The following is a 26,711-nucleotide window of genomic DNA, read 5'->3' on the forward strand; positions in this document are numbered from 1 at the left end:
TTACGTTCGAGGTCGGGCTGCTGGTCTGGGGCTTCATATCGAGTGCCTTTCGTTGGCGGTTGGGGTGGTGGCCTGCGTCGCTGCGGAGGGTCGTGCATCAGATGCACGATTCATGCGGCGGACGGAGGTGGTCTGGACTGCTTGGCGGTGGTCTCGGGGACGCTTCCGCCTTCTGCGTCGTCTCAGCGCGTCCTGCGAATGGCGTTTGTGGCCGCCGTGGCGATGGCGGCGGGAGCGCTGGAGGGCTGGGTCAGGTGCAGCAAGGTGGTCCCCGGCAAGTGGCGGGACTCCGCGGTGACGGTGAGCTGGAGTACGGCGCAGCCGGCGGTCGTGAGCTGCTTGACGCGGGTGACGGCCGCAGCGGTTTCGTCGCTGCCGTAATGGGCGTCGGTGACGATCACGAGGAGGCGGCCGGCGCCGGGGCGGCTGAGTTCGAGGCCGTGGTCGAGTGCGTCGATGGCGTCGCCGAGGTTGTGGTGGCCGCCGTTGGCATCGAACGTCGTCACGCGCTCTGGTGCTCGGTGGGTGGGTCGGGTCAACGCGGTCAGGTGCTGGTCGTAGGCGATGGTGGCGGTGAGGGAGTCGGGGTCGGTCAGGGCTGCTGCGCGTGCCACGATCCAAGCAGCGGACGCGACTGGTGCGCAGGCGGCGCGCATGGAGCCGGAGACATCGACGGCGATACCCACACGCAGCGGCGGGGTGGGGGAGTTGCGGCGGCGGGTGTGTGTGAACGGTTCCGCGGTGGGGACCGACCCGGCCGCGCGCTGGGCGTCGCGGGCGAGGGCCGCGCGCATGTTGAGGCGGCCGGGTGGGGTGGGGCTGGTGGTCCGCTCCTCGGTCCGCTCGCGGTAGGCGGCGGCACGCAGGGCACGGCTCAGGCGCGCGGCGGCACTCTGCTCGGCGGCGGTGGGCCTGCGGGTGCCGGTGACCGGGTTGCCGTAGGGCGCCGGTGTGCCGTCGGGGTTGACGGTGGTGCCACGGGTGTTGAAGACCGACTTGGCGGTGGCGGCGGCTTGACGTCGCTGGCCGGCCCGCTGGGCGCGGTCCTGAGTCTGCGCCTTGGACTTCGCGGCCACGGCGTTGGTCGCTGCGGCCTGTGCCTCGAGGTCGGCGGCGTCAGTGGCGGCCGTGCTGTCCATGACGACCCCCACGGCGCCGGACAGCAGATCGGTGAGGTTCTCGGGCACGGGCAGGCCGGGGGCAGCGGCGTCCAGAGCGTCGCACCATTCTTGAGCGTGCCCGAGCATGGTCGTGGCATCGTGGTCGGCGCACTGATGGGCTGCGGTCCAGAGGCGGGTGAGGGTGGCCAACAGGTCTGCGCCCAGCACCTTTTCGCACAGATCGGCGACGGCCCGGGTCTCGCCGGCGTCCAGGATGCCGACGTCACGGCGGCCGAGGACCAGGGCCGCCACTCCGGCGGCGTGCTCGATGCCCTGAAGGGTGGGGTGGGCGATGTCGGGCATGACCAGGGTGCGAGCACTGGTACGCAGGTACGTGCGGTCCGTGGGCCGCGTGATCAGATGTGCGCCTTCGACACGGCTCTCCTCCAGCAGGAGCGCGGCCTCGACGACACGGGGGTTGGCTCCGGTAGGCGCCGTCCAGACGGAGTGGGCCGCGTGCGCGGCCTCGTGGACGAACACTCCCCAGGCGGCGGGATACCGCTCCTCGTCGCCCACGATCCGCGGATGGATCTCGTGGGCCTTCAGCGGGGAGAACAGGGCGGCGTCGAACTCGACCTCGCCCAAAGTGGGGAAGAACGCGGCCGGTGCGCCGCTGCGCGTGCCGGGACGGCAGGTGACGAGGAGGTCCTGGCGGCCGGAGAGGGCGACCAGCCGGTCGCCGAGTTCGGCACCCACGCGCAGCCATGCGGCCGGGGAGGAACGGGGCTGCGCGGGCGGGGCGCCGTCGTCGTCCCATCGCGCGAGGTCGGCGTCGACGTCCGGCGTGACGGCGGGGGACTGGACGTGGTGGTGGGCGCTCATCGCGAGCGGCCCTGCTGTGCGGAGCCGGTGCTGCCCGGGGGCTGCCGGACGGCCGAGGCGGGGAGCTGCTTGCCGAGGGTGAGGGGTGCGATCTTCTTGACGCCGACAGTCTTGATGACGGCGTCGGCGACGGCGTCGCGATCCTCCACAGGAGCGATGCCGACCAGGTTCGCGAGCGCGGCATTGGTGCCGAGGACGGCCTCGGTCTTCTGGTAGCTGAGCAGCTCCCGCAGTTGGGGGGCCCAGCCCAGCTCGCCGAGTTCGACCTGGCGGGCGAGGTGTCGAGCGACCCGGACCACCCGGGCATCGATCCTCAAGGCCAGGGCGAGGTCATAGTCCGTGCCGATCTGAATCTGCACGCTGAACCGGGACGACAGCGCCTCCGTCAAAACAGCCCCGTGGACGCCGGGATTGTGGCCCGCCACCACATAGAAGCCCGGCTCGGCCTTGATGGTCTCGCCCTTGTGGGCCTTGACCTGGATCTGCCTGCGCCCGTCCATCGCGGGATACAGCGCCGCCAACACCTTCGGCGAGATCAAGGTGGCATCGTCGATCAGCAGGGCACGGCCCTCGGTCATCGCGGTGACCAGCGGACCGTACTGGAAGACGTAACCCCCGCTGTCAGCCTGCGTGTACTCGCCGATCAAGTCGCCGACCGTGGTGTCGCCGTCACCGGCGACGGTGAGCAGGTCCGGGAACGCCGCCTCCACCAGCGACGTCTTGCCGGTGCCCGGAGGGCCGTAGAGCAGCACCGGCACGTCGGCGTCGCGCAGACGGTTCAACGCCTCGACATCGGGCAGATCGGCCAGCTCCCGGGGGTGGTAGAGCTGGCCCCCCGCGCGGCGGATCGGGCCGGTCTGCTTCGGCGTGGCCGCTGCGGTAATGGTCGTGCGGGCCATGGCCGCCTGAGCGCGGGGAGCGTGGGTGCCCGGTGGGCTGATCACAGCGGTCTGCGCGGCTGCGGCAGTCTTCGCGTTCGCGCGGAACTCCGGCTGTCCGCTGCCGCCTTGGTCTGCCTCGCCGCGCCGCACCAGGGTCAGGGCCGCGTTGCGGACGGCGCCGTGGGAGTGGCCCAGCTGCCGGGCCATGCCCCCGATGGTGAGCGCATCTGCCGGCCGGTCGGCCAGCAGACGGGCCACCTTGGCCCGTAGTTCGCCGCCCTTGGTGCGCGCTGGACTGGTAGGCGGTCCGGGTGTGGTCACAACGAGGCTCCTTCAACAGGTAGGGCGGCGGGCGGGGTTGGCATGGGCTGGAGGGGCTGGTCGGTCTCGGAGCGGATCACGGACTGTGCCGACATCGGCGACCGGGCCAACCGAGGCGTACCGTCGGCGCTCACCGGCCGACCGAGGGCGCGGTCCAGCGGCAGGGGATGGCCGGCGACGAGCAGCTCGTCGGCTGGCGAGCAGGCCCGTGCGTCCGCTCCGTACCGGGTTCCGTCGCTCGGCAGGCGCAGCCGGGCGTCTCTTCGAAGCCGTCCTGGAGCAGGATTCGCCGGGCGGCGGCGTTGTAGCCGGTGGTGGTGATCTCCCCGGTGATGGAGTGCCGGATCGGCACGAACGGCTCTGCTGGTGCGTCGGGCACGGCGGAACTCCTATCGGTGTTGGCGGGAAAGCGGTGGGGTGTTGGGCGAAGGCGAGGAGGGCCCGGAGCTTTTAGGGGTCAGCGATTGCGGGAGAAGGCGATGCGCGGGTCTACCGGCCGGGCCGCCGGAGCGGACGCGGCGGGAGCGGGAACCGGCGCCTTGCCCGGGAGGCCGGCGCGGGCTGGGCTGGCGGCGAGCGCGGCAGCGCTGATGGGGAACTTGTGGGTGGCCAAGCCCTGGCTGTGCTCGTGGCGTGCGGGTGGCGCGGGTGCAGGAGGGCGGCGGGCTGTTACGTCCTGGGCGAGACGTGGCTGCACCGCGACCTGGAGGTCGGATCGGTGCATCGTCATCGCGGCGCTGGCGACCTTTTCCAGGGCTTCGCTGCGGTCGGAGGTGATCGGCAGCGTGTAGATGTCCAGGTCCGGGTTCAGCCGCCAGCCGTGTTCCTCCAGGATGAGTCGGCCGCCGAGCGCAGAGGAGTGGTCGTTGGTGGCCGCGACGATGCCTAGACGCGGATGCTCGGCGAAGGCGACGTCGGGATCTATGCGTAGAGGGCGCTCACGGGCCGGAGCCGCACCGGAGGCCAGCGAGGGGTCGAACGCGGCATCCACGTCAACTTGGTAGCCGGACTTACGTAGCAGTGCGACGGCCCGGGTGGCGCGACCCTGTCCGTCACGCTGCTGGTCGGCCAGTGCGTACAGCGTCGGCTGGTCCGGGACGGGGTGAAAGTCGAAGCCCTTCAACATCCATGTGCTTGCGGCGAGTTGCTTTGGGTTCGCGGCGACGATGCCGTAGTCGGGGTGGCGGCCGACTGCGATGTCGGGGAGCGAGTCGTAGTGGGTGGGCATAGCAGATCCATCCGGTGGAAGCTCGGGGGCCGGCGCGGTCGAGGGTCGGGATGGTTCTGGTGGGGTGGGCCATGGCGGACTCCGAGGCGGGAAGCGGTCAGCGACCGGGTACAGACGAGGAGCGACGAACGGGTGGCAGCGCCGGGCGTATGGCCGACGCGGCTGGCTGTGGTGTCGGCGTCGTGCGCTGGGCTGTTGGCGAGAGTGCGCGAGCGGCACTCGCTCGTGGTGAGGCAGCGCCCGCCCGCGGAGTCACGCCGAGCTGATCAAGGCGCGAGTCGATCGCGGCGAGCAGACTTGGAACGTTGCCGCCGTGTCGTGCGTGGGGGCCGTCCGGCTCCGAGTCGTAGATCACTTCGTGGATTGCGGAGTCGTCAGGATGCCCACGGGTCACCAACCAGCTCTCCGGATGCCCGGGTGGATGCTCGGTGGACGGCTCCTGGGGTGGCGAGATGATCAGCGAACTACCGTCAGGCAGCCCGACGTGGACGATGTAGTCGCTGAGGCCGTACTCGACGGTGCACTCCAGGCCGCGCTGCCGAAGGGGAACGGTGACGTGCCCGTACCCGTGCTCCCGTTCCACGGATGCCGCTGTGAAACGCAGAGGAGGATCGCTGGCGCGCGCGGTGATGCGAGTGCTCTCGCTTTCGAGGGAGACCAAAGGCTGGTCGGATTGCATGGACCTCTCCTTGGCCCGGCGCCCCAGCAGCCGACGGCGCGAGCCGCAGACCGTGGGACGGCAGAAGTATTGGTGTTCCACGAGGATCCGGAGATTGGCCGGTTTGGCGTCGCCGGAACTCTGTGTTAGCGGCGTCAGCGAGAACGATGCGCGGGAGGCGGATTCGGAGCGGGCGGTGCAGGAGGCGAAGCAGCAGGAGTGCTGCGGTTGCCCGGTGAGGACCGCGTGAGGGCTACCTGAGTGCGTTCGGTCTGCGGAGACTGGTCGGTGTCCGCCCGCCGGACCAAGTAGTCGCCAGCCCGCGCGAGCGCCGGACCTTGGTATGACAATTCGTCCGCGTAGTGCCAGCCGTCGGCGTTGCGGATCTCCTCCGCGCGGCTCACGTACAGCTCTCGCGAACCGGGTTGCGAGGCGTCCATGAGCGCCAACACGTCATCCCACTCGTGCCGGATCTGGCCTGCTCGTTCCAGGTTGGTGTCGATGCCGCGCAGCCGCCGGAGGTCCTCGCTGATCGGCCCCTCGACGTAGTCGGCACCGACGGCGGCGGCCCGCACACCAGCCAGTACCTCGGGGCCGTGAGCGAGGAAGACCTCGACGTGTTTCCACGCTTCGGCGTCACGTTTCACCTTGCCGTCGTCGTAGCCGTCATCGATGGGCCAGCCGTCGCGGTCGCAGAAGGAATCCGAGACCGCATCCCAGTCGTCGGACGCCTGGCGGATGCCGGCGGCGGCAGCAGCCAGGGCCGGGATGTGCTGGCGCCACGCCAGGTGATCGGAGGTCGAGGATGGCTGGTCTTCATGGGGTGCGGATATTTCGGGCACGGTAGATCCTTCTTGCTTCGTGTGCTTGTGCCTTTGCTCATCGCGAGCGCGGCAGTGCGCGGACGGCGGAGGGCGGGATGGGGGCAGGGGCCGGGATTTGCCGATCGCCGGGAAGCCCGCTGAGTGCCACGGCCGGGGAGACGCGAGCCGCCGCTGCCGGTCGTCGGGAGCGGGAGTGGATCTCGTCGTCCAGGCCCTCCCCCACGAGGTGCAGCTCCTCGCCAAGATCGGTCAGGCGTTCCGCCAGGGCGTCCAACTCGGAGGCGCTGTCACGGGCTTCGTGTGTGCGGCACCACTCCGAAGCGGTTTCGAGGAGCTGGTGCAGCCGGGCCACCGCGCCAAGGTCGTCCGTGAGTGCCTCGTGGAACAGCCCGGCGAACTCCTCGGGATGGGCGGCGGCAAGGCGGTCGATCCAGTTGCTGGCCGATGCCGCGGTGCGCGGGCTCAGGCCCGAGGCGGCGCCTCCCCCGTAGCCTCGGAGGTCTGGTCGCGGTACGGTTGACGACATTGCTCAACTCCCTTTACCTATAGGCCGGTTGAGCTAGGCCGACATTCGGGCGTCGGTGTCGAACAGCTCTCGCTCGGCGGGGTGCAGGATGTGCTGGGTGATGAAGCTCCGGCTCGCGACCTTCCACAGGCCCCGGCCCTTGGTCAGGGCGGACACCGCCTGGGTCTCGACGCCGGTCAGGCCGAGCAGCGAAGCGGCAGCAGCGAGCTGGTCGGGTTCCTGCCGGTAGATGATGCGAGTGGAGCAGTCGGCCAGCAGGCCCTCGGCCAGCACCCGGCCGCGCGAGCCGGCATCGCCTGCGCTGAGCAAGTCGCTGAGGCGGTGGATGACCATCAGGTTCGCGATGCCAAGCCCGCGAGAGAGCTTCCACTGCGACTGCATGCGCTCCAGCAGGCCGACGTGCCGCATCACCCGCCACGCCTCGTCGTAGATCACCCAGCGCCTGCCTCCGTCCGGGTCGGCGAGCGCGGACTCCATCCACGCCGACGCGCAGGTCATTGCCAGCACCAAGGCGGTGTCGTCGCCGGAGCCGCCGAGGCGGGAAAGGTCGATGGACAGCATCGGCGTGGTCGGGTCGAAGGCCACCGTCGAGGGGGCGTCGAACATGCCGCTCAGATCGCCGTGGACCAGTCGGCGAAGGGCGTGCGCGAGGTCCTGTGCGGCCGGTCCCATATGTCCGGCCTGGTCGCCGAGGGCCCGGTCGAGGCGCTCGGGCGAGCCGAGGGCGTGCGCGATCTCGCCGAGCAGCGGCACCGTGCCCCCGGCGTCGGCCTCGGCGACCACCAGGTCGAGAGCGAGGTCCAGGGCGGTGTGTTCCATCGGCAGGAGATCGCGCTTCAGCACGGTGCGCGCCAGGGCCGCCAGGAGAAGGAGGCGGCGCTTGCGGACCTCGGTCGACCAGTCGCCCTCGCTCACCGAAGCGGGCCGGGCCGGAGCATCCAAAGGGTTCAGCCGACCCGGAAGCCCCGGCCCGAGCGCGATGCTGTAGCCGCCGAGGGCCTGGGCGACGGCCGTCCACTCTCCCTTGGGATCGCAGGGCACGTAGATGCGGTAGCCGTGGGCAATCGCCCGGGTGGCTATCGACTTGGCCAGCGCGGACTTGCCCATGCCGATGATCCCGGCCAGGACGGCGTTCGGATTGGTGAAGCCCTCGATCCGCCCGCTGCTGTACAGCGAGAACGGGTCGTAGCAGAACGCCGCCTCCGCGTGTACGTCACGTCCGATGAAGATCCCCTCGGCGCCCAGGCCGCCCTCGGCGAGAAACGGATAGGCGCCGCTGACAGTTGCGGTGGTCATGCGGTGGGCGGGGAGGCTGAGCTTGCCGCCCCGAGCCGAGGAGGGACCGGGGCGTCCGGAGGGCGGGTAGATCGGCCGCAGTTCCGGGTCGTCCTCGGCGCGGTGCTTCGGCGGGGCTCCGGCGCGGCGGGCCTGGCGGCGGGCCTCGGCGAAGCCTTCGCGGGCGGCACGCTGCTCGGCGCGTGATGCCTTGCGGGGGACGAACAGGTGGGAGGCGCTGGCGCGGGTGCGGGGCATGAACGTTTCTCCAGACGGAAGGCGTGTCAGCGGCGGACGAGGCCCGTGAAGGGCGAGTGCAGGTCGGCCGGGGTGGTGCGGCGGCGCACCAGGTGCGCAGTGCGCTGGTGGCGCTGGCAGATGGTCAGCTCTGGTGCCCCCTCGGGCAGGCCCGCCTGGCATCCCTCGCGTTCGGGCACCTCGCCGGAGTCCGGCCGGGGTGCTGCGTGGTACGCGGCGTGGATGTGATCGGCGGCCTGCCAGATCCGGGTGCTGGTGGCGCGAAGCTGGTCGCCTTCGACCGGCACGAGCTGGCCGGTGCGGGCGGCATGCGCGTCGAGCAGGCCGTGCAGCGAGACGAGGTGGGCGTGCAGGGTGTCCAGTTCGGCCCGGGTGGTGACAAGGGGGCCGCCCGGAATGTTGAGCGAGCGGTGGAAGTCGAGCGCGGCGGTGGCGAAGGGCACGAAGTCCTGCGCGGGCGGGCTGGCGGTGCGGGACATGGGGGTGCTCTTTCAGGGGGAGGGAGGGCCGGCATCAGGCGGCGAGGGCGAGCGGCATGGCGGCGACCGTGAACGCTTCGGCCTGCTGCCAGGTGAGCGGCCGGAGGTCGAGCTGGGCGCCGACGGCCGCGGTCTCCACGACCGCGCAGGCGGAGCGGAGTTCGTCCTCCGAGTCGGCCGAGACGGTCAGCAGCCCGGTCAGGGCGACATCCGCGTGGCCCGCGATGAGCTGGCGCTCCCGGGACTTGATGTCCTGGTACTCGATCGAGTCCGCCTCGGAGTCGACCTGGCCCCGCCGGGCTCGCTCGGCAGCGTCGGCGATCACGCTGGACTTCTTCCGCTGGACGTCGCGCAGGGCTGCGTCCAGTCCCTTCGGCTCGTACGACAGCGACAGCGTGCGCCGGACCCCGGCGGTGAACAGGAGCTGGTGCAGGAAGCCGGCCGACGTTTCGGTGCGGGGCCAGTTCTCCACCCAGTACGTGGCGTGCACGGCCGAGTCGGTCGCGATGTGGTCGGCCTTCTCGACCACCACGACCGGACCAGCAGCAGCAGGATCAGCCTCGGGATGCCCTGCCGTGGACCAACGGTCAAGCGTTGCAAGGGCCTTGGGGTCGTACGCGGTGCGCACGACGGCCGCGATCTCGCGGGCGGTGAGCCAGCCGGTGGGGTTGAGTCCGGCCGTTCGCGCGGCCTGATCGAAGGTCGAGGTGAGCTGTGCCAGGACACTGAAGGAACCGGTGAGGCCACCACCGGCCTGGTTGATCAGCCGTCGTGCGGCCTTGGCGTCCAGGGACACCGCGACGTACGCCTCGTGCGGTGCAGCAGCAGGGCCGGCGCTCTGGATCAGCTCGCTGTAGATCGCACCCGCCATGGGGGCATGCGGCTGGCCGTGCTCCTCCCAGTACCGGCGCAGCGCGTCGCCGGAGTCCGGAACGGTGCGCTCGATCACCTGGATCCGGGCAACCTGGCCCGTGCGGGCGAGTGCGGCCAGCGCACGTCCCCATCCGTTGACGTTGGCGTTCTGGGTGCCCGGGTCGAGCAGCGCGTAGGCGCGGGAGGAGACCTTGACGACGGCGGTCAGGGTGCCGGTGTGGGGGTTGTGGACCGCGCCGTATCGACGGTCGGGAGCGGTGACCACGCGCAGGCTCGCCGCTGTGCCGGGCAGGTGAAGCAGACCTTCACGGATCGGGCGGCGGGAAGGCCGGGTGAGCCAGACCAACTGGCCCCGCATGCGGCGCAGGGCGTACCGGGTGACGATCGGAGCCCAGTCGGCCAGGGCGCGGCCCCGGTAGCGGACGAACACGAGGAGGGCGATGGCCGCCCAGACCGGAATGAGTTCGAGGGCGCCGACCACGCCGCGGGTGAGGATCACGGCGAGCAGAAGAAGACCGGTGAGGCTGACGACGATCAACTGCGAGGCGGTCAGGCCGAGCAGGATGCCGCGCCGCGAGCGGTGAGGAAATTTGACGCTGGCCGTGGTGGCTTCGGCCTGGTGCTTGTTGGACATGGTGGGTTCCAGACGGTGGGAGCGGGCGGGGGCGGGGCGCGCGACGCTCTTCTGGAGGTCATGGCGGGGCTCGTTTCTGGGGATCGGTTGCGCGGGGCGCGGGGGGCGGGCTGCCGTAACAGCCCGCCCCCGGATGTGATGTGTCAGGAATCCGACGGCGACTGGCTGGGATACACCCAGTTCGTCGGTGTCGGGGAACCGGTTGCCGAAGGCCCCGTGGAGGACGGCGGCGCTGCAGCGGGGGCCGGCGGCGGCGCGGCGCCAGCGCGGGTCATGTTGCCGCCTCCAGCCTGAGCGGCAACGAACTGGCCGCCCGCTTCTCCTTCGGCGCCTCCCGATTCGCCCTCGTCGGGTCGGTTGATGAGCGGCGGGATGCCGGGGCGCTGGATCAGGGCCCGACCCTTGTCGCCGGAGGCGTTCGGGTCTTCGCCGTACCGGAAGCTGGTCTGCGGCTTGGGCGGTCCGGAGTCGATGCCCTCCTTGCTGAGGGTGCCGCCGGAGGGGCTGATGCCGGAGGCAACGCCGTCGCTGCCCGCGCCGGGGACCTGGCTCGGCCCCTGCGGTGCCGGTGCACCGCTGCTGGCCCGCATCGCCAGACTGCCCGCAGTCTTGGCAGCTCCAGCGGCGACTGCCATGCCCGCGACGCCGGTGCGGTGCAGGTCGTCGTGGCCCCCGCCGTCGCTGGCCCAGTGGACGAACTTGTACGTGGCGTACGGGCACAGCAGGACCAGCACCATCACGACGATGCCTGCCATCGCGTCGGACAGTGCGGCCATGCCGTCGTGGGCGTCCGACTTGCCCATCGCCGAGACTCCGATGAGGAAGACCACGGTCATCAGGAGTTTCGAGACGACCAGGGTGGCGGTGGCCTCGATCCAGCCACGTCGCCACCGCTTGGCGACCTCCCAGCCTCCGCCAGCTCCGGCGAAGACGGCGAGAGCGACCAGCACCAGGACGCCGACCTTGCGGGCGACCATGACGCCCCAGTACATGAACGCGCCGATCGCGCATCCTAGGGCGACCAGGGCTGGGACTCCCCAGCCGAGGCCGTACATCGCCCCCAGTTCGTTGACCTTCACCACACGGCGGATCGCATCGTCGACTGAGCTGTTGGCTGCTTGGAACAGGCCGTCGGACAGGGCGTCGACCACGGTGATGGCGACGGTCGTGAAGGCGATGGCGCAGAAGCTGAAGAGGATGCCGGTCATGGTGCCGATGGCTGCCTGAGCGAGGGCGCGTTCGTCTCGCCGCCAGGCCGCGAACATCAACTGGATGCAGAACGTGCCGACGGTCAGGGCGAGCCCGATGGGTAGCAGGAGTTCGTAGTTGTCCCGGAACCATCCGGCGTTGAGATCGATGGCGGTGGTCTGGTTGACGGCCTTCGCGGCGAGATCCGCAGCGCTGGCTGCCAGTTCGCCCGCCGACTTCGCGATCCATGCTCCGATGCCGTCGGTGACGGCCCCGGCGGGGTTGGTGGCGAAGTCGACAGCACCGCACACCTTGTCCATCAGCGGAAAGTCGCAGACTCCCATGGCGATACCTCCTTTCTGGGTTGGTGGTCAGGGCGCGACGGACGGCATGACGCCGGCCAGGGCACACGGGTGGGAAGGGCGGCACTGGACCGCGAGGGTGGTGACGCGGTTCTCCGCACCACCGGCAGGCGAGCCCTTCCAGGCGATCGACTGCTTGCCGGAGACGGTCACGGCGTATACGTACGCCTGCGTGATCGTTCCGGGATTCGCCTGAAGGGCCTGGGTGAACGAGTCCGGGAAGTGACCCTCGTTGACCTTGGCGGTGGCGAACTGGCCGTTGGCGGCCATTTCCTTCCACAGCACGGGCGAGGGAACGATCGCGTCGACCGAGGCGGGATCGGCGTACTTGGTCTCGGTGGTCAACCACCCATGCAGGGCGGTCAGCAGCTCTGCCTGGGAGTATGCGCGGGTGTCGTACGACCACAACGCTTCGGCGGCTGCCTTCCCGAACGCGATCGGATCGTGGGTGCCCGGTGGAGTCGGGAGGGAGTGAGGGTGCGACCTCGGCGAGGGCGATCCGGACGGCGAAGTGGCCGAGGAGGAAGGAGAGGGCGAACTCGCGGTTGGGGCCGCAGCTTTGGAGGAGCCCCTGCCGTCGCGGGTGAGGTAGGCGGCAAGGCCGGCGAGGGCGACGAGCACCACCAGAGCGGCGGTGCCGAGCAGCGCCCGGCGGCGCACGCGAGATGCGCCGCCGGGGTTCGAGGAGTGGGAGGGCATCAGTGGACCTGCGTCCCCAGCGTGCTGAAGAACGCGACCACGCCGTTCGCGGCGCCCAGCAAAAGGGCCGCGCCAGCGCTGACCAGCACACCCTTCTTGCCGTTGGCCTCGGCCTGGTGGCCACCGGAGTGGTGGCCCCACGCCCAAACGCCCGCGCTGACGGCGAGCGCGCCGACCACGGCGATGATCCCGAAGAGGTTGATCGAGCCCATCACCTGCTTGAGGACGGCGAGGCCAGGAAGCCCGCCCTCGTTCGGCTTGATTCCGGGGTCGTAGGCGAGCTGGATGACCTTGTCGGCGAGATACATTACGAACTCCAGTTCGATTTATTGCACGCTGAAGCCCGAGGGGGCGGAGCGGCGGAGCGTGAAGAAGGGGGAGGGAGAAGCGCCGGTCAGGCGACTCGGCGGGCCGCGAGAATCTGCGACTTCCAGGACGCGAGCGTCGCGATACGCACCACGTCACCGGTGTGCGGGGCGTTGACGATCAGGCCCTGGCCGATGAACATCCCGACGTGCTCGGGGACTTCGGCCGTTCCCTCGGTGAAGACGAGGTCACCCGGCTTGAGGGCATCGGCCGACGTCGCCTTGCCCTCCTTGACCTGCGTGTACGTGGTGCGCGTCAGGGTGACTCCGGCGGCCTTGTACGCCTGCTGCATGAGAGAGGAGCAGTCGCACCGGCCCATGGGGTCGGGCCCGTGGGAGTCGGTGCAGCTCCCGCCCCACTGGTACGGCGTCTTGAGCTGGCCGAGGGCCCAGCGAATCGCCGTCTGGACCTTCGCCGGAGCATCGGCTGGGATCTTGTACTCGGCAGGCACCGCGCCCGGAGGGATGGTCCCGAAGTCGGTTCCGTCCCCGCCGGCCGTACAACCGCCCGCGGTATCGGACGGAGCGGTCTCGGTGGCAGCAGAGCCAGACGGAGACGGGCTCGGCGACCCGCCGCCGGACTTCGACAGCAGGGGGGCGATGGCCTTCTGCAAGGCGGTGGCCAGCGGCTCCCATTTGGCATACGCCTCCGGGAATCCCGACCTCTGTACGGCCTGAGCGGCCTGGGTGACGGACAGGGACTGCCAGCCCGAGACCTTCTGCAGCCCCTCGTAGAACTTGGTCGAGGAGTGCACCGGATCGAGGATCTCGTTCGCCGTGCCCCATCCCTGCGACGGCCGCTGCTGGAACAGTCCCAGCGAATCGCGGTCGCCGTAGGTCAGGTTCCGCAGGCCGCTTTCCTGTAGCGCGGTTGACAGGGCCACGACTTGCCCCCGGGGCGGAATGTTCATCGCGACGCCGGTGGCCTGGATCGTCTTGGCGTTGGGGACCTGGTCGGCAGGGTCATCAAGCCCCGCGACGGAGACCACGCCCTTGTCGCCACCGTCCAGGATGGCCTTCACCTGTGAAGCAACGGCAGCGGTATCCACAGACTGTGCACCGCCGGTCGAGCAGGAGGCCGAAGCCGAACCCGCACCGATGGCGAGGATGGGAACGGCCAGCAGCAGCGGGCCGGATGCGAAGAGACCGACGACGGCTCCGGTGGTCTTCTTCATCGCCGCTGCCGTTCACCGGTTCGGCGGTGGCCGACGGACAGCGGTGTTGGGTCGGGGCGTGGGGGTGTCAGGGCATGCTGCATCGCAGCGGCTCCTCGTAGTTCGTAGGAGGCGCGGTGCCGACTTCTCGTGCAAAGCCGTCGGCACCGCACCGATGTGAATCCGCCTCTCAGGGCGGGCCCGGGTCAGGGGAGTTGGTAGCTCCCGGACGCCGGTTTTGGGTCAAGCGCGGCAGCCAGCCGCGCTCGTAATCTCAGGCAGAGCACCGGTTCTCCTCACGGCTTCTCGGACGAAGGGCTAACGGGCCCGCTGTGCTGCCCATTCGGACGGGACAACACGGATAAGCACAGGTCAGCAGGGGTGGAGCGTTGCTCTGCCCCGGTGACATGGCGAGACAGTAGACCGGGAATCCGGCCGCACCAAACGGCTCTCGGGCCCGGCCCCGGACAGAGACACGGCTCGTTAGGTGCGGCCGGAATTCGCGGTTAACGTCCGGCGCAACCCCGCTCGAAACGAACGCTGTTGAGCGACGTCCGGAGCGGGTTCAGTCCCACCGTGCCCTGAAAGAGGCCCCGCACATGAGCTACACGCTGCACCGAGGCGATGCCCTCACCGTGCTGAAGACCCTGCCGGACGAGAGCGTCAACGCCGTCATCACAGACCCGCCGTACAACTCCGGCGGACGTACCAGCTCGGACCGCACGGGTCGCACCGCGCGAGCCAAGTACGTCACCAGCAACAGTGCGCACGACCTGCAGAACTTCCCCGGAGAGAACCGCGACCAGCGCTCCTACCGATCCTGGCTGACCGAACTGCTCACCGAGGCGTACCGGGCCTCGACCGAGCACGCGGTCGCCATGGTCTTCACCGACTGGCGCCAGGAACCGACCACCTCGGACGCCCTGCAGATGGCCGGGTGGACCTGGAGTGGCACCATCCCGTGGATCAAGCCCTCCAGCCGGCCCCGCAAGGGCGGGCCGAAGCAGGACTCGGAGTTCATCGTCTGGGGCGTCAAGGGATCCCTCGACAACACCCGCGACCTCTACCTGCCGGGTCATTACATCGCCTCCCAGCCCCGCAAGGGCCGAGTCCACATCACCCAGAAGCCGGTCGGGGTCATGCAGCAGCTCGTCCAGGTCTGCCCCGAGGGCGGCACCGTGCTCGATCCGTTCACCGGCAGCGGCTCCACGGGGGTCGCGGCCCTGCGCGAGGGACGCCGCTTCGTGGGTGTCGAGCTGTCCGCGCACTACGCCGATGTCGCCGAGGAGCGGCTGCGCGCCGAACTGACGAAGGACGACTTCGAGCTGGCCGGTCCGGAGGCATGAGCATGAGAGCGGGGAGCCCGGGGTCCGCGCCCCGCAGACGCCAAAGGGCGGCTGGAGTATCGAGTAACCGATGCTCCAGCCGCCCTTCTGTTTGCGTCAAGCCGCCTCGAAGGCCCGCCGGATCAACGGGGCCGCCTTCTCCAGGTCGGCTGCCGAAGTGAGGCGTACCTCCAGGTCCCCGGTCCCGAGGTGCCCGATGCCGCGCATGTCCCGGGTGAAGCCCTCCTCCAGCTCGACCGTGTCCGGGTCGAGTCTGAGATAGACCAGGATCGCCTCGTGCTTGGGGCGGAAGATCACCGATGCTACGTTCACCAGCCGCCGGTAGGCGATGTAGTGGCGCAGCGGTGCCACCTCGACCTCGCCCCACGCCGTGAGCGCGTCGTCCACCTCCGCGTACAGGTCCCGCAGGCACTCCGGTACCAGGCCGGCATCCGTCGGCGAAGGAGCCACCGGGACCGCCGCCGCGACGTCGACCGTGGTCTCCCGCAACCGAGTTCGCCGGGACGAAGCGGCGGTCGGGAAGCCGGGCGAGGAGTCGACGAGCAGCAAGCTCAGCAGGCCGCCCTCGAAGATCCGGTAGCGCACCAGATCGATCCGCTCGGGCAGCCGCTGCACGGCCACACGGTCGTGGTGGGAGAAGCTAGCCGCGATACAGACCATCCGCGGTCGACGCCAGTCAATCGACCCGGCGGCCTCCGCGCCCAGCACCTTCCGCACGAGCGCCTCGAACTCGTGGTGCGCCGACTCCAGCCAGGACAGGTACGAGACGGCCTGCGACAGCACCCCGCTGTCGGAGCCCTTCTTGAACTCGATCACCACCGGGGCGCCGTTCTCGTCCAACCCCAACGTGTCGATCCGCCCCCGGTGCCACGGTCCCGTCGGGTACTCCGAAGCCAGGAAGCGGATCCCGAGCATGGACTCCATCCCAGTCTCGACGCGGCGTTGCAGCTCCACCTCCAGGGCCACCGTTGAGCTCCGAAGCTCGATGTCCCGGCCAGCGGCATCCAGCCGAAACAACTTCAGGTCAATCACCGACATCCCCTCCCGCGATCACTACAGGAGAAACAATCGATGGCGGCCCGCGAATATTCCGTGGCCGGGGCGAAAGTGCCAGTGGCCGCTATGAGTTTCGTAGTGACCTATGCTCGTACCTTTGACTGGTCGACAGCATCGACGGTAACCCAGCAGCGGTGCACCGGTATCCCGGAAATCAGCGTAGATGCCGTGATCACCGCCCCCCGGCAGAACAGTGCCGACCGTAAACCACCGCACCTGTATTTTCTCCGGCTTTCTAGAGGTCCGCTACGATCCAGCTACCGCGTCATCGAGGCTAAGTTCCCCCTGTTTACTGCGGCGGATCGGCTGGCTGAGCCAGGCATCGAAGTCGTTGTCCGACACGGCAAACCAGTCTTTGAGAGCCTTCTTCAGTGCAGTATTCGCGTGTTTCTCCGCAACAGGGCGGAGATCTTCATCCTTCGCTGTCGGTTGGTTCGTCTTCAGGGCTCTGAGCTGCTGCTTAATACATAGATCCAGGTACATGCGCCGGGCCTCGCCGAGCTTCCTGTCGAACTCGCCACGGTCCGGTACCCACGAGGCCACGTGCGACCATGCCGTGGAAACCGCCAACGCCTGCATCCAGAAATAGCGAAAGTAGACAGCCTGAGCTGACTCCATGTTCCCGATCTGATTGATCGGGTTTGTGATGCCGGTCTTGTTGAAGGCGGCTTTTCGGTCACGTGCGCGGCTGTGCTCGATCTGGAAGAATGAGTTCCAGGCGTCTACGAGAGATTCAGCGAAGGCTGGAAGATCCTTTAGATCCACGCCGCCCGGCTGCGATTTCCGCATTTCCCACAGTGAGCCCATCGTCATAACAAGCCCGAGTTGGCACGCGTGGGTGTTGAGCACGTTGTAGGCATCCTTGCAACGCTTGACGCGTTCAGGGCGAGTCGACGCCAGATACTCCTGAGCACGGTATTGATCGAAGTCCTCCTCTTTCCCCTTGAGTGCCTCCCAGGCCCGGATGACGTCCGATTTGGGTAGCCGGCGCTCAGTGTTATCTCTGTGCTCCAGGTAGTGATCGTGGCTGTCTCGGAGCGTCCAGAAAACTCCCACGCCACCAAACAGAGCATCGTGAGCCAGCGCCGCAAAGGTATCGGCGACATGCCAGTCGTCCTTGAGCTTGGTCAAGGCACTGGCATGTGCCGCATAGGGCGCAGTCTTCGAGAGCAGTGTCAGGATTGCCCTGCCCCACGTCTCCTTGAATCGTGCGCTGATCGCCTCCATCCTACCGAGAGGGAACTGTTTGTCCCCGAGAGTGTCCCGATCGAAGGGAATGCCGCCGTCCTCGAAGTACCTCTCGAAAAGGGTTGCGAGGTCGAGCTGGTTGCGCATGAACTCGTCGCGCTGCAGTTCGCTCTCTTTACCCGAGATGCCTTGTGCGACGTTGGTGAGGTACTTCGAGGGCCCGAAGATGCAGCGGTTCACGGCCATCTTGAGAAGGTTGATGTTTGTGAGGACCGACCACCGCGCGGGCCTGTGGCTGTTGACTTCGGGGTTGTCGTACTCCACGGCGTAAAGGGGAAGGTAAGAGTCGTCGCTGCGGCTTCGAAGCTCGCTGAGCATGCTCCGAGTAAGAACATTGGAGAGTTCAGCATCTGAGAGCAAGATGATGCGGGACTCGCTAGGGGGCCGGGCCTCCTTGTTGACGTCAACAAAGAGCTTTCGGGCAGCTTCGTGAGGCCGGGAACCTTCTCCGGTCTGCTCCGGGAACCAGCACACGGTGACCGGGACCTCCACCTTCGAGAGGTCGGGCTCGCCGGCGCCGTGCTGCTCCAGCACTCGCCGGACCTGATGCTCGTAGAAGGAGCGGTATTTGACCGCAGACGTGTCCTGCCATGAGTTGGTCAGAGTGCGCTCAATCGCAAGGAGAGCCATTGCGCGGTGCTGGCCGTCAAGGACAACCAGGCTCGACTCAGAACGGTTCCACCATAGTTTGCCCACGTTCGCACCGTGCGGCTGTCCGTCGGAGGCGAGTAGGCGATGGACTTGGAAGGCGCTGCCTGCGCGTTGCTCCTGCCAGCTGGCTTCGTCGGCGTTGACAGACGCCAGCTCCCCGAGCGCTGGGAAGGAGGTGGGTCGTTTACTGCGGAAGGGAAGCAGAACGGCCACGATCGGAGGGAAGAAGGCGGGGCCTGTCGTCTGAGGTTTGAGCAGGTAGGGGATCAGGTTAACCGCCACACGATGATCGTCGAGGTCGCGCTGGAGGAGCTGGTTGAAGTCCAGGTCGCCGGCGTCCATGACTTCGCGGACGGGGGCGAGGCTCTTGGTGAGTTGGCGCTCTGGCGTGTCTGCTTCACCGCCGAGACGCGCCTTCGTCATGATGTAGTCGACTCGTCCCGCAGGAGTGTCGAAGCTGCCCCACGTCCCCTGCACGTAATCACGGAACGTGAGCCTGCTACCCGAGCCGAACATTCTTCACTGCCTTCCTACGCTGTACCAGTTGCGCGTCGGCAGCCTCGGCTGCCCGATCGCGATGGGGTGAAGTCAAGTCTTCTGACGACATCTTGCAGGTCACGAGGTTCTTATGGGGCTCGATACAGCAATTGATGCTGGTGCGGCTGGCAAAACGAGCCACGGCGGCCTGATTTGGCGCAGCCGCGCCGGGGAACTGGGCCCCGGCGCGAACCGCAAATCACTCGTCCTTCAACTCTTCCTTTAGCATGGCACCGGTGAACATGCCCCAGTAGGTGCGCAGTTCGCTGTACTGCTCGTCGGGGCTTGGGTGCTGGGCTTCGGCACGCGCGTAGCCCATGAACAGGAGGTCGATCGCAGCCTCGGCTCGGCGTGCCAGGTCGAGGACGTCCTCCGGACTCATGCCCTCGGCGCCATCGTCGGCGATCTTCTTGAGCGGTCCGTACACATCGCGGAAGAACGAATGCCGGTGGTTGAACTTCACAACCGACTTGCCGTTGAGGTGATGGACCTCAAGGAACTCCTTACCGGGCCAGCTACCGTCAAGCAGTGTGATGGGCTTGGTACGGATCTGCTCTCGGAGTTCAGCGATCTTGGCCGCGTCTGTCTCAGGGCTCAGGCCCATGTCTTCCGCCGCGTGCTGGACAACCTCCTCTTCCTGCTCTGCCGTGACGTCCCGGCCTGCAAGACCTCGGGGGAGGCTGGGATCCGTGCGCTCGGCTACGGCCATGCTGCTGCTGTGCTCGCCCTTGCTGAGGCGCTCGCGAGCTTCAACGTCTCCCCAGTACTGGCGAATCTGCATGCGAGCTTGAGACATCGGGCGCTTGAGCCAGTCGTGCAGTTGGTTGCGAAGCTTCGTCACAGGCTCGGCACCACGCTTGACGTTTCGCACTTGGAAGTAGTCGTCCAGGTCGGCCGGGAAGGTCACCTCGATACCGATGTATCGGCCAACCTTGTCGTTACGACTCACTGAGTCGAGAAGCCGCGGAACGACGTCGTAGTAGATTTCCCGACCATTGCGCAGAATGCTGACCCTAGCCGCATTTTCGGCGTTGATCTGGAACTCTCGGATATCCTCGCCTCGGTGGTCGCATTCGCCACCGGCGCCTTTCCAGGGGCGGAATTCTGCCGGAACCAGCGCGACGGAAACATGTACTTTGTGACCCTCGACGTCCAGGTCGCCTTCCTCGATAAGGTGGCCACGAGGGTCAAGCTTCTGAGACTTGTACCTGGAAATGATGCGAGGGTTGTCCCGGAGGAACAGCGGGTCGTGCAATGTGACTACCTTGTTCTCAAGCTCGAAAGTGCGCCCCGTGTCGATGTAGGTGCGATAGGCGCGCGCGATGAACTTACGCAGATCCGAGAGCTTCTCATCCAGGGAAGTTCCGTAGGTTCCTCCGCTCTGCAGGCGGTCGACTTTGCCAAAAATGACCACAGTGCCAGAGGCCAGCGGCCGTCCATCCCGGCCGACCATGAGCTTGCCCGCTTCTTCGGGCCAGTCCGAGACCTCCTGGGTTGCAATGTACTGCTGCTTGCCGGCGCGTACCTCCTCAAGGTCAATGTAACTGTGATGGATCTGGGGGTCGCCGGCACGTTTGCTGTAGACGTCGATGCGCTCTCCCAGGCTGAGCCCGGCGAGCTTGAGGCCCATCCCGAAGCGACCTAGACCATCCCGCTGGTTGTAGCGGGCGCTGTAGCCCATTGACAGGACATTGTGCATGATCGACGGATCGATTCCCACGCCGTTATCAGCGATGATGAAGCTGTGGATCGACTTCTTCTTCGGTCCGTAGAGCGGGAGAACCCGCATCAGTGTTGCCTCGGCCTGGATCGAGTTATCCAGCGGTTCGCCGATAGCTGCCGTGAGGTCGAAGCCAGCATCGCGCATTGATTCCAGGGCGCGGTCAATTTGGATGATGTTGGCGCGCTGATTGTCGGGCGCCAGGAAAATGGGATTCGTCATCGTGCAGCCTCAGTCCTTAGGTTGACAGTCTTGGGCAGACACCGAAATTTCTGTGCTGCTCGTCGTGTGGGCAGGCAGAAGAGACAAGCGGTCTCATGAAAGTTGGGGCGATCCGGATGGATGCGGTTTGCCAGTTGGGGTGAGAGTGCATGAAAAAGAGCGCACTCCACCTCGAAGGCATTTGCGGGGTTGTGGTGCACGTCGTAGGTGAAGTAGGCCCCGGTCCGATCGGTGCAGTGCCGAAGCAGGCGCCGCCGGATGTCTGTGTCACTGCGCCCGACATAGCGGGGCACACCCGTGGCCGTGTAGAGCACGTAGGTGCCGACTACGCGGGCCGGGATGAGCGACCGTATGAGCCAGGGGCTCATACGCACGAGTCGGGCCCTCACGCTACTCCCGCCGATGCGGTCCAGAGCTGGCGGGCGCTCTTTCGTGCACGACTGATTCTCTCCCGCATGCGTGTCACTGGCAGCCCCTGTCGAGTGGCCAGGATCTCGGCGTCATCTCCCTGCGCGAGGGCCTGGAGGACGGCGCGGTGGGCTGGTGAGATGCCAGGCTCCATGCGGAGCCACTCACGGAACTCGACGACTGGGTAGCCCTGGTCCACGACCCCATGTTCGGAGTAGTCCCCTTCGAGGGCGACGCAGGGGGTGATGGCCTTGCGGCGCTCCAACGTCTCGTAGGCATGACCCATGGCTGACCGTACGCGGTACTCCGCAGGCGTGGACTCGTCAGAGGGGTTGCGCAGAAGCTCGTCGAGTGCGCGGTCGATCCTGTCGAGCTGATAGGCATCGCAGGTGCCGAGGGCGCGCAGTTGCAGCGCAATAATGGCCCCCTCGACAGGGTGGCTGATCATGTTCGCTCCGTCTTGTCTGGCGGCGAGCCCCATACGGTGGCTCGCGTCCGAAGGTGAAGCAGTGCTTGTGCAGTTGTCCTGTGAGGATACTCGACGACACCGACGAGCGGGGGGCGAACCCACGCGTCACGAACCACATGTGACGACGCCTCATCTGTATTGGTCGGGTGGCAGTCCTCGTTGTTGCAGCGGTCTGGGGAGTTTTCTTCACCCTGTCGCGAGGTGCTACAGCGAGGGCTGATCGCAGATCTGAGTTGGTGGGAGCCGCCGGATTTTGGCGGAGTTCCTCAGGATGCATGCACGAGGGCCCGCTCTTCCACCTCGGAAGAGCGGGCCCTCGTGCATGCATCCTAGAACGGCTACCCTGTGGCCGTGGAGACGAGCTGCTCGATGGAACGCAGATCGCTACGGCCGGCCAGGAAGCCGACACCGCGGTGAAGGTGGACTGTGAGCGTCCTGGAGATCGCCTCGTCCGTCAGCTCTTCACCGTCCATCAGGCACCGCTGCTTGAGTAGAGCGAGGTAGATGTCTCCATAGGGACTGGAGAACGTCTTCCACGACATCTCGACGTTGGAGTCGGTGGTGACTTCCTTGACCAGTGGTGTGGATGAGTCGCGTAGTGACAGGGCAAGTGCCCACCTGCACAGCTCATTCCACTGGGTCAGACCAGTGTTGCGCTTCAGCCAGATGAGCTGCTCTTTCGCGGTTTGCGAAAGGCGAACCGTCTCAAGCGGCATGCGGGACTCCTGCTGTCCACCAGTATCCAGGCTCGACGGTGGTGGTGAACGTCGTGTCGTCGTGAACAAGGGTGTAGGTGTGCGCGAGGGACGGCTTCAATCGAGCCAGAAGCTTCTCATCGATCTCTTCGTCTGTGGACAGCAGGAGCACCTGCCGTCCAGCGTTGGGGAAGTAGCGATCAACCAGATGTTGACGGTGTCGGCTGTCGAGGCGGCCCAGGGGCGTGTCGATCACGCTCGGCAGCCGGTTACCGGCAACCTTGGCCAGACCCCAGAGGAGAGAGATGGCCAGTAGCTGCCGCTCGCCGGCGCTGAGTCGTGCGGGGTCGATGGCCTCTCCGTCCGAGTCCGCAAGAGTGAGGTTGAACTTATCCGTGTCGATCCGCAGGTCGTGGATGAGGCCAGTCTTGCGCATCAATGCCTTGAAGCTCTGAAGGACGGCAACTTCCAGACGGCTGATGTGCCGCCGCAGCAGAGCAGCGCCAAACTTCTCCAGTGTGTCCCGTGCCTTGTCGGCATAGGTCACGATGCGCTCCAGCTCCTCGACCTCGATCAGCGTCTTAATCCGCTTCTGCTGTGCTCGTTCCAGGTCGGCGGCAATCCGATCGCGTCGGCCCCTCGCCTCCGCCAACTGTTCTTCACCGCGCCTGAGTTCATCCTTGGCTACTGCGAGCGCATCCATGGCCTCGCTGCGCTCTTCGACAAGGTCCTTGATGAGCCCCTGGTCTGGAATACTCGCTAGGAGGCGATCGGCGGTGTCAAGCTGATCGGCTGTGCCTGCAGACTCTCTGAGGAGCTCTCGCGCGCGGGACGCGTCTCGGGTGAGTGCTTCATTCAGCGCCGAGAGTTGCTGGAGCGTGTCCGGGGGCAGGTCAAGGCTGTGCTTGAGCTCGGCTGAACTCTCGCGCTTGTTGCGGTCAGCGGTCATTTTCCGCTTCAAGGCCGTGCGGGCAGCAGCCGGAACGGACGCAGGAAGTTGGTCAAGGAGCCAGGCATCGCGCTCTTCTAGAACGCCGACGACTCGGGTGGCATCGTCAGCTTCCTTCTCGCGCTCTGCCTGGTCCCGGAGCGTGGCAAGCTGCTGCGGGAGCATGAGGAGAGGAAGAGGACCTTGAGCAAGAGAGCGCAGGGCCTGGCGCTCTGACGTGAGGCGATCGGCCACGGCTGCTCGATCACCTTCCAGCTCCTTCTGCCGCTCGAAGAGCTTCCCGCCTGCCCGCATGAATGACTTCTCTACCTTGTTAAGGCGAACCTGCAGGCGATCGCACCTGGACCGTGTGCTGCCGAGCGTCTGAGTGAGGTCCGCGACGTACACCGTCGCCGCTTCGTGCTCGGCTTCCTGGGCTCGGATCTGGTCGATGAGGGCCTGGTCCTCGTTGGACAACCGCTGTCGGCGCTGTAGCGCCAGGAGATCAGTGCGGAGCTGCTCAACCGTGTTCACGCCCAGGAGGGAATGGACTGCGGACTCGATCACGGCGGCTGCACGCTCGGGGTCCGCGAGAGACTCAACCTTTTCCCCGTCAAAGAAGAAAAGTGAGGCCACCTCTAGCGGGAGGATGTCCTCGACGTGATCCGGCCAGCCATCGCTGAGAATCCGGTCATACTGGCCGTCCACAAGGACGTTCAAGTGCTCCTTGAGCTGCTTGCCGCTCAGACGCCAGCTCCTGACTACGCGGTAGTGCCTCTCGTGGCCATCCACGACCACGGAGAACTCCAGAGCGATCTCCGAGCCCTCGGCAGCGTCCGCCTTACGATTGATGCTTTCGCGCAGGTAGGAGTCGTATGAGCGACTCCCCCGACCGCTGCAGCGTGCCCTCGGACCATAGAGAACCAGCTGGATGGCGTCGAGCAAGGTCGTCTTGCCGCATCCGTTGAGGCCACCGATCAGGATGATCGGCCGCCCCGGTTGAACTCTCAGATCAAGGGACTGTTTGCCGCGGTAGGCGCCGAAGTCGCGGAGTTCGATGTTATGAAGGTGCATCAGTGATCTCTTCGTTCAGCGTCAGATAGGTCGGGGCGGTCTCACGCATCTCCCGCTTACGCTTCGCGAACGCCAGGGCATCATCCTCGTTCTCGTAGAAGCCCTTCTTGATGGTCTTCTCCAGCTCCTTGAACAGTCCCGAGCGTCGAGTCATCGTTCGATGCTGCCGCTCGACCGCGAGAAGTTCACGAGTCATCGTGAAGTGGATATCGTCGCCATCGCATACTTCCTTGAGGAGGTCAATCTCCTCTGCCCCAAGGACAAGCTGCTCGTCGAGGGGCCGCCCCGGGAACGTCTCACCCGTGGCCTTCTCATAGATTGCTGGCAACGTGTCCTCGACCTCGTGCTTGTCGAAGACCCAGATGCGGCGGATCTCGTGCAGCTCCTCCATCGTGATCAACTCGATGCCACGTACGCTCTCTGGGGCGATCCGCCTCACCAGAGTCTGCGCTTCGAGAAGCTTCCTGAGCCATGTCTGTCGCGCTTCTTGCGTGTAGGGCCCGTGGATGACGCCGTCGTTGAAGAGCTGGACACTGCCGTTCATACGGCGGAAGTCCCTGGTCTCCCGTTCCTTGGACACATCGTCGAGCTCATTGCGGAGATCGAGCAGGGGCCGCATCCACTCCTTCTCCTCGTCGTTGCGGATCATGGCAGTCATGGACTTGTCCTTGTCCACGAGAGTGCAGGTCCAGCACCCGAAGCGGCTGTCACCGCAGGTAGGGGTGGTGTCGTCCACAACCAGAGGACACTCGGAGTCCTCAGAGGCACCCTGGTACATGGTCAGTAGATCCTTGTTCCGATGTCCCCACGCGTTGGAGTACTGCATCAGGAACATCCACACCTCATCAGTACCCCACGCTTCGATGGGGCTGTAGACGAGTGAGTTCGGCAGGTTCCCGTTGGGCGAGAGGCGGTCCCGAACCCGGCGCTTCTCGTGCTTCTCCATTGACCGGGCGCGTGCCTGGCTCTCCGTCTTTCGAATACCGAGAACCAGGATCGCCTCCCCGTGACGCCGTACGACGCGGCGGATGAAGGCGTTCGACGGCTTGATTTTCAATCGCTCTGTGCACCAACGGAACTTGGGGCGAGGGGCTGGGTAACCGCGGCCGATGAGATTTACCCAGAAGGTGTCCTTGACCTCCGGAATCAGTCGGTGCGGCTCGATGGGGAGCTGCTGCTCCGACGCGGCCTTCCCCATGGTGTCGAGAGACTGAGTGACCCAGGCAGCCACGACGGGATTTTCGACAAGTGTGTCCGTGCTGATCACATGCACTGGTTTGGTGCGCTGCTCAGCCGGCAGCCCCTGAAGGGCCAGCCAGACGAGTTGCAGCACGGCAGTGGAGTCCTTGCCACCGCTGTAACCGATGACCCAAGGCACTTCGTCAGCTGTATAGAGCTCACGGATTTCTGCCGTGAGTTCACTGACTACTTCAGCGAGGACCTTCCCCTGGAAGGGCGCCGTCGGCTTCGGGGTGCTCATGAAACTCCTTGCAGGTATGCGTCCTCTACACGCTGCTCTTCCGGACTGAGTTCGAGCTTCATGTGATGACGCAGGTAGTTCACAGTCAGGGTCAAGTTCTGATGGCTCTTCGACACGCGACCGCCGATCATCGCGCGACCTTCCCAGTCCGGGTTTGTGCGTGACCAGTCAACCGAAGTCAAGGGCTTCAGCTTCGATTGCCACACCTTGGGAGAGTCGGAGTTGCGCAGGAGTGAGTTACCAATCCGCCCGAGGGCATGCAGGGCGATCCCGTGGCTGTGGATATAGTCCTTGCGTGCCTCCCGAGCTACGAGCTCGCGGCGCCGCACCATCCCCCACTCGGGCACGACTGCGTCGACTGCCTCCCAGTATTTTTCGGCCAGCTGTCGGGCCTTGTCCTTCTCGACGTCCAGTCCCTGGAGGAGCGACTGGGTGGCAGAGCAGAGGGCGCTGAGAGTGAAGAGCCTGCGTGAACGTTGAGCGAGGTTGCTGTTTTCCAAGTCGATGTGCCCCTTGAAGACTGGGGACGTCATGGCCAGGAAACGGGTCATGATGGCTAGTTCATCGCGGTGGTCGTACAGAACGCCAATTGAACGCTGTGGACGCACGGCATGCCGGTTGAGGTCCGCGAACATTTGCTGGCAGCGGGCGAGTCCAGCGTCATGGAAGAACACGACGGCGATCGTCTCCTCGCCGAGGTCGGGATTCTCCTTCAGCGCCTGCTCGATGGCTGCGCGCCGATGCTGCCCGTCGTTGATCAAGAAGCGAGCGGCCATGGGGATGCGGACCTGGCCGGCGCGCATCCCCATGCCGGAGTCGGAGATGCTCTCGAAGTGCATCTCTCCATCGACGGATGCGGTGAGCGCGCTGAAGACGTAGTCGTCCGGATTCTCAACGATGTAGCGAGTAAGCGCGGGGAGGCGCCCCTTGTTCAGGGTGCGCTGGGCACGAACCTCTGGCCCCAGTTCGTCCTCGTCGAAGAGGAAAATTTTCGGGATGAGGCGCAAGGGGCACATGGACACGTAGAACTCGCGCCCCGCCTGTACGCCCCGGATGGCCGGAAAGATGTAGTCAAAGCCAGCGGAGGTGGCGGTGTCAGCGAGCTGCGAAGAGGATGATCCCACACGCGCAACGGTATCGTACGTCAGGTAAATGACGTACAGGATGTGC

At 66.5% G+C, this 26,711-nt stretch carries 22 protein-coding genes; 1 reads left to right on the forward strand and 21 read right to left on the reverse strand.

Annotated features, from left to right (window positions below; translation table 11 throughout):
- Positions 1-182: 182 nt before the first annotated feature.
- The 13 genes from OG413_RS13105 to OG413_RS13165 all read right to left on the reverse strand — a co-directional run bounded on the left by OG413_RS13105 (position 183) and on the right by OG413_RS13165 (position 13,728).
- A complete protein-coding gene (locus OG413_RS13105; protein WP_266805309.1) occupies positions 183-1,982 on the reverse strand; it encodes a hypothetical protein in 1,800 nt (599 codons plus the stop codon).
- Complete coding sequence (locus OG413_RS13110; RefSeq protein ID WP_266810105.1) at positions 1,979-3,121, reverse strand: AAA family ATPase; 1,143 nt, start codon at positions 3,119-3,121, stop codon at positions 1,979-1,981. Before OG413_RS13110 ends, OG413_RS13105 begins: the two co-directional genes overlap by 4 nt.
- A gap of 193 nt (positions 3,122-3,314) precedes the next feature.
- Positions 3,315-3,536, reverse strand: coding sequence for a hypothetical protein (locus OG413_RS13115; protein WP_266810106.1), 222 nt, complete (start codon positions 3,534-3,536; stop codon positions 3,315-3,317).
- A gap of 105 nt (positions 3,537-3,641) precedes the next feature.
- Positions 3,642-4,412 (reverse strand): hypothetical protein, encoded by a 771-nt coding sequence (locus OG413_RS13120; protein WP_266805311.1) that lies wholly within the window; start codon positions 4,410-4,412, stop codon positions 3,642-3,644.
- Positions 4,413-5,225: 813 nt separating this feature from the next.
- On the reverse strand, positions 5,226-5,858 hold the full coding sequence (locus OG413_RS13125; RefSeq protein ID WP_266810108.1) for a hypothetical protein: 633 nt from the start codon (positions 5,856-5,858) through the stop codon (positions 5,226-5,228).
- A 91-nt stretch (positions 5,859-5,949) separates the two neighbouring features.
- Entirely contained in the window at positions 5,950-6,420 is a 471-nt protein-coding gene (locus tag OG413_RS13130; RefSeq protein WP_266805313.1) for a hypothetical protein, read from the reverse strand.
- A 33-nt stretch (positions 6,421-6,453) separates the two neighbouring features.
- The gene (locus tag OG413_RS13135; protein ID WP_266805314.1) at positions 6,454-7,953 is read right to left on the reverse strand and encodes an ATP-binding protein; all 1,500 of its coding nucleotides are present in this window, start codon (positions 7,951-7,953) and stop codon (positions 6,454-6,456) included.
- A gap of 26 nt (positions 7,954-7,979) precedes the next feature.
- Entirely contained in the window at positions 7,980-8,432 is a 453-nt protein-coding gene (locus OG413_RS13140) for a DUF6238 family protein (RefSeq protein WP_266805315.1), read from the reverse strand.
- Positions 8,433-8,466: 34 nt separating this feature from the next.
- Positions 8,467-9,939: an SCO6880 family protein gene (locus tag OG413_RS13145; protein ID WP_266805317.1), complete on the reverse strand. Its 1,473-nt coding sequence runs from the start codon at positions 9,937-9,939 to the stop codon at positions 8,467-8,469.
- 143 nt (positions 9,940-10,082) lie between these two features.
- Positions 10,083-11,471, reverse strand: a complete 1,389-nt coding sequence (locus OG413_RS13150) for an ATP-binding protein (protein ID WP_266805319.1) — start codon at positions 11,469-11,471, stop codon at positions 10,083-10,085.
- A 27-nt stretch (positions 11,472-11,498) separates the two neighbouring features.
- A complete protein-coding gene (locus OG413_RS13155; RefSeq protein ID WP_266805321.1) occupies positions 11,499-12,188 on the reverse strand; it encodes a hypothetical protein in 690 nt (229 codons plus the stop codon).
- Positions 12,188-12,496 (reverse strand): DUF6112 family protein, encoded by a 309-nt coding sequence (locus OG413_RS13160; RefSeq protein ID WP_266805323.1) that lies wholly within the window; start codon positions 12,494-12,496, stop codon positions 12,188-12,190. The genes OG413_RS13155 and OG413_RS13160 overlap by 1 nt, the downstream gene beginning before the upstream one ends.
- A gap of 86 nt (positions 12,497-12,582) precedes the next feature.
- Positions 12,583-13,728: a C40 family peptidase gene (locus OG413_RS13165; RefSeq protein WP_266805325.1), complete on the reverse strand. Its 1,146-nt coding sequence runs from the start codon at positions 13,726-13,728 to the stop codon at positions 12,583-12,585.
- 578 nt (positions 13,729-14,306) lie between these two features.
- Here OG413_RS13165 and OG413_RS13170 point away from each other — a divergent pair.
- Positions 14,307-15,053 (forward strand): site-specific DNA-methyltransferase, encoded by a 747-nt coding sequence (locus OG413_RS13170; RefSeq protein WP_266805326.1) that lies wholly within the window; start codon positions 14,307-14,309, stop codon positions 15,051-15,053.
- Positions 15,054-15,149: 96 nt separating this feature from the next.
- On the opposite strand, the gene OG413_RS13175 is transcribed toward OG413_RS13170, so the two are convergent.
- The 8 genes from OG413_RS13175 to dndB all read right to left on the reverse strand — a co-directional run bounded on the left by OG413_RS13175 (position 15,150) and on the right by dndB (position 26,665).
- Positions 15,150-16,085 carry a DUF5655 domain-containing protein gene (locus tag OG413_RS13175; RefSeq protein ID WP_266805328.1) on the reverse strand — a complete coding sequence of 312 codons (936 nt, stop codon included), beginning with the start codon at positions 16,083-16,085 and terminating at the stop codon, positions 15,150-15,152.
- Between the two features lie 270 nt (positions 16,086-16,355).
- Positions 16,356-18,524 carry a DNA sulfur modification protein DndB gene (locus tag OG413_RS13180; protein ID WP_266805330.1) on the reverse strand — a complete coding sequence of 723 codons (2,169 nt, stop codon included), beginning with the start codon at positions 18,522-18,524 and terminating at the stop codon, positions 16,356-16,358.
- Positions 18,525-18,744: 220 nt separating this feature from the next.
- Positions 18,745-20,487 (reverse strand): ATP-binding protein, encoded by a 1,743-nt coding sequence (locus tag OG413_RS13185; protein ID WP_266805332.1) that lies wholly within the window; start codon positions 20,485-20,487, stop codon positions 18,745-18,747.
- Between the two features lie 385 nt (positions 20,488-20,872).
- Positions 20,873-21,343 carry a hypothetical protein gene (locus OG413_RS13190; protein ID WP_266805334.1) on the reverse strand — a complete coding sequence of 157 codons (471 nt, stop codon included), beginning with the start codon at positions 21,341-21,343 and terminating at the stop codon, positions 20,873-20,875.
- 359 nt (positions 21,344-21,702) lie between these two features.
- Positions 21,703-22,080 (reverse strand): DNA sulfur modification protein DndE, encoded by a 378-nt coding sequence (gene dndE, locus OG413_RS13195; RefSeq protein WP_266805336.1) that lies wholly within the window; start codon positions 22,078-22,080, stop codon positions 21,703-21,705.
- The gene (gene dndD / locus OG413_RS13200; protein WP_266805338.1) at positions 22,070-24,061 is read right to left on the reverse strand and encodes a DNA sulfur modification protein DndD; all 1,992 of its coding nucleotides are present in this window, start codon (positions 24,059-24,061) and stop codon (positions 22,070-22,072) included. The genes dndE and dndD overlap by 11 nt, the downstream gene beginning before the upstream one ends.
- On the reverse strand, positions 24,048-25,541 hold the full coding sequence (gene dndC, locus OG413_RS13205; RefSeq protein ID WP_266805340.1) for a DNA phosphorothioation system sulfurtransferase DndC: 1,494 nt from the start codon (positions 25,539-25,541) through the stop codon (positions 24,048-24,050). The genes dndD and dndC overlap by 14 nt, the downstream gene beginning before the upstream one ends.
- Positions 25,538-26,665 carry a DNA sulfur modification protein DndB gene (gene dndB, locus OG413_RS13210; RefSeq protein ID WP_266805342.1) on the reverse strand — a complete coding sequence of 376 codons (1,128 nt, stop codon included), beginning with the start codon at positions 26,663-26,665 and terminating at the stop codon, positions 25,538-25,540. The genes dndC and dndB overlap by 4 nt, the downstream gene beginning before the upstream one ends.
- Positions 26,666-26,711: the final 46 nt, after the last annotated feature.

The organism is Streptomyces sp. NBC_01433, assembly GCF_026340105.1.
Classification (GTDB): Bacteria; Actinomycetota; Actinomycetes; order Streptomycetales; family Streptomycetaceae; genus Streptomyces.

Bases quoted from the DNA above. Each gene is read 5' to 3' on its own strand.
- OG413_RS13105 (WP_266805309.1), bottom strand. From the start codon at position 1,982: ATGAGCGCCCACCACCACGTCCAGTCCCCCGCCGTCACGCCGGACGTC.
- OG413_RS13120 (WP_266805311.1), bottom strand. From the start codon at position 4,412: ATGCCCACCCACTACGACTCGCTCCCCGACATCGCAGTCGGCCGCCAC.
- OG413_RS13130 (WP_266805313.1), bottom strand. From the start codon at position 6,420: ATGTCGTCAACCGTACCGCGACCAGACCTCCGAGGCTACGGGGGAGGC.
- OG413_RS13135 (WP_266805314.1), bottom strand. From the start codon at position 7,953: ATGCCCCGCACCCGCGCCAGCGCCTCCCACCTGTTCGTCCCCCGCAAG.
- OG413_RS13140 (WP_266805315.1), bottom strand. From the start codon at position 8,432: ATGTCCCGCACCGCCAGCCCGCCCGCGCAGGACTTCGTGCCCTTCGCC.
- OG413_RS13145 (WP_266805317.1), bottom strand. From the start codon at position 9,939: ATGTCCAACAAGCACCAGGCCGAAGCCACCACGGCCAGCGTCAAATTT.
- OG413_RS13150 (WP_266805319.1), bottom strand. From the start codon at position 11,471: ATGGGAGTCTGCGACTTTCCGCTGATGGACAAGGTGTGCGGTGCTGTC.
- OG413_RS13155 (WP_266805321.1), bottom strand. From the start codon at position 12,188: ATGCCCTCCCACTCCTCGAACCCCGGCGGCGCATCTCGCGTGCGCCGC.
- OG413_RS13160 (WP_266805323.1), bottom strand. From the start codon at position 12,496: ATGTATCTCGCCGACAAGGTCATCCAGCTCGCCTACGACCCCGGAATC.
- OG413_RS13165 (WP_266805325.1), bottom strand. From the start codon at position 13,728: ATGAAGAAGACCACCGGAGCCGTCGTCGGTCTCTTCGCATCCGGCCCG.
- OG413_RS13170 (WP_266805326.1), top strand. From the start codon at position 14,307: ATGAGCTACACGCTGCACCGAGGCGATGCCCTCACCGTGCTGAAGACC.
- OG413_RS13180 (WP_266805330.1), bottom strand. From the start codon at position 18,524: ATGTTCGGCTCGGGTAGCAGGCTCACGTTCCGTGATTACGTGCAGGGG.
- OG413_RS13185 (WP_266805332.1), bottom strand. From the start codon at position 20,487: ATGACGAATCCCATTTTCCTGGCGCCCGACAATCAGCGCGCCAACATC.
- OG413_RS13190 (WP_266805334.1), bottom strand. From the start codon at position 21,343: ATGATCAGCCACCCTGTCGAGGGGGCCATTATTGCGCTGCAACTGCGC.
- dndE (WP_266805336.1), bottom strand. From the start codon at position 22,080: ATGCCGCTTGAGACGGTTCGCCTTTCGCAAACCGCGAAAGAGCAGCTC.
- dndD (WP_266805338.1), bottom strand. From the start codon at position 24,061: ATGCACCTTCATAACATCGAACTCCGCGACTTCGGCGCCTACCGCGGC.
- dndC (WP_266805340.1), bottom strand. From the start codon at position 25,541: ATGAGCACCCCGAAGCCGACGGCGCCCTTCCAGGGGAAGGTCCTCGCT.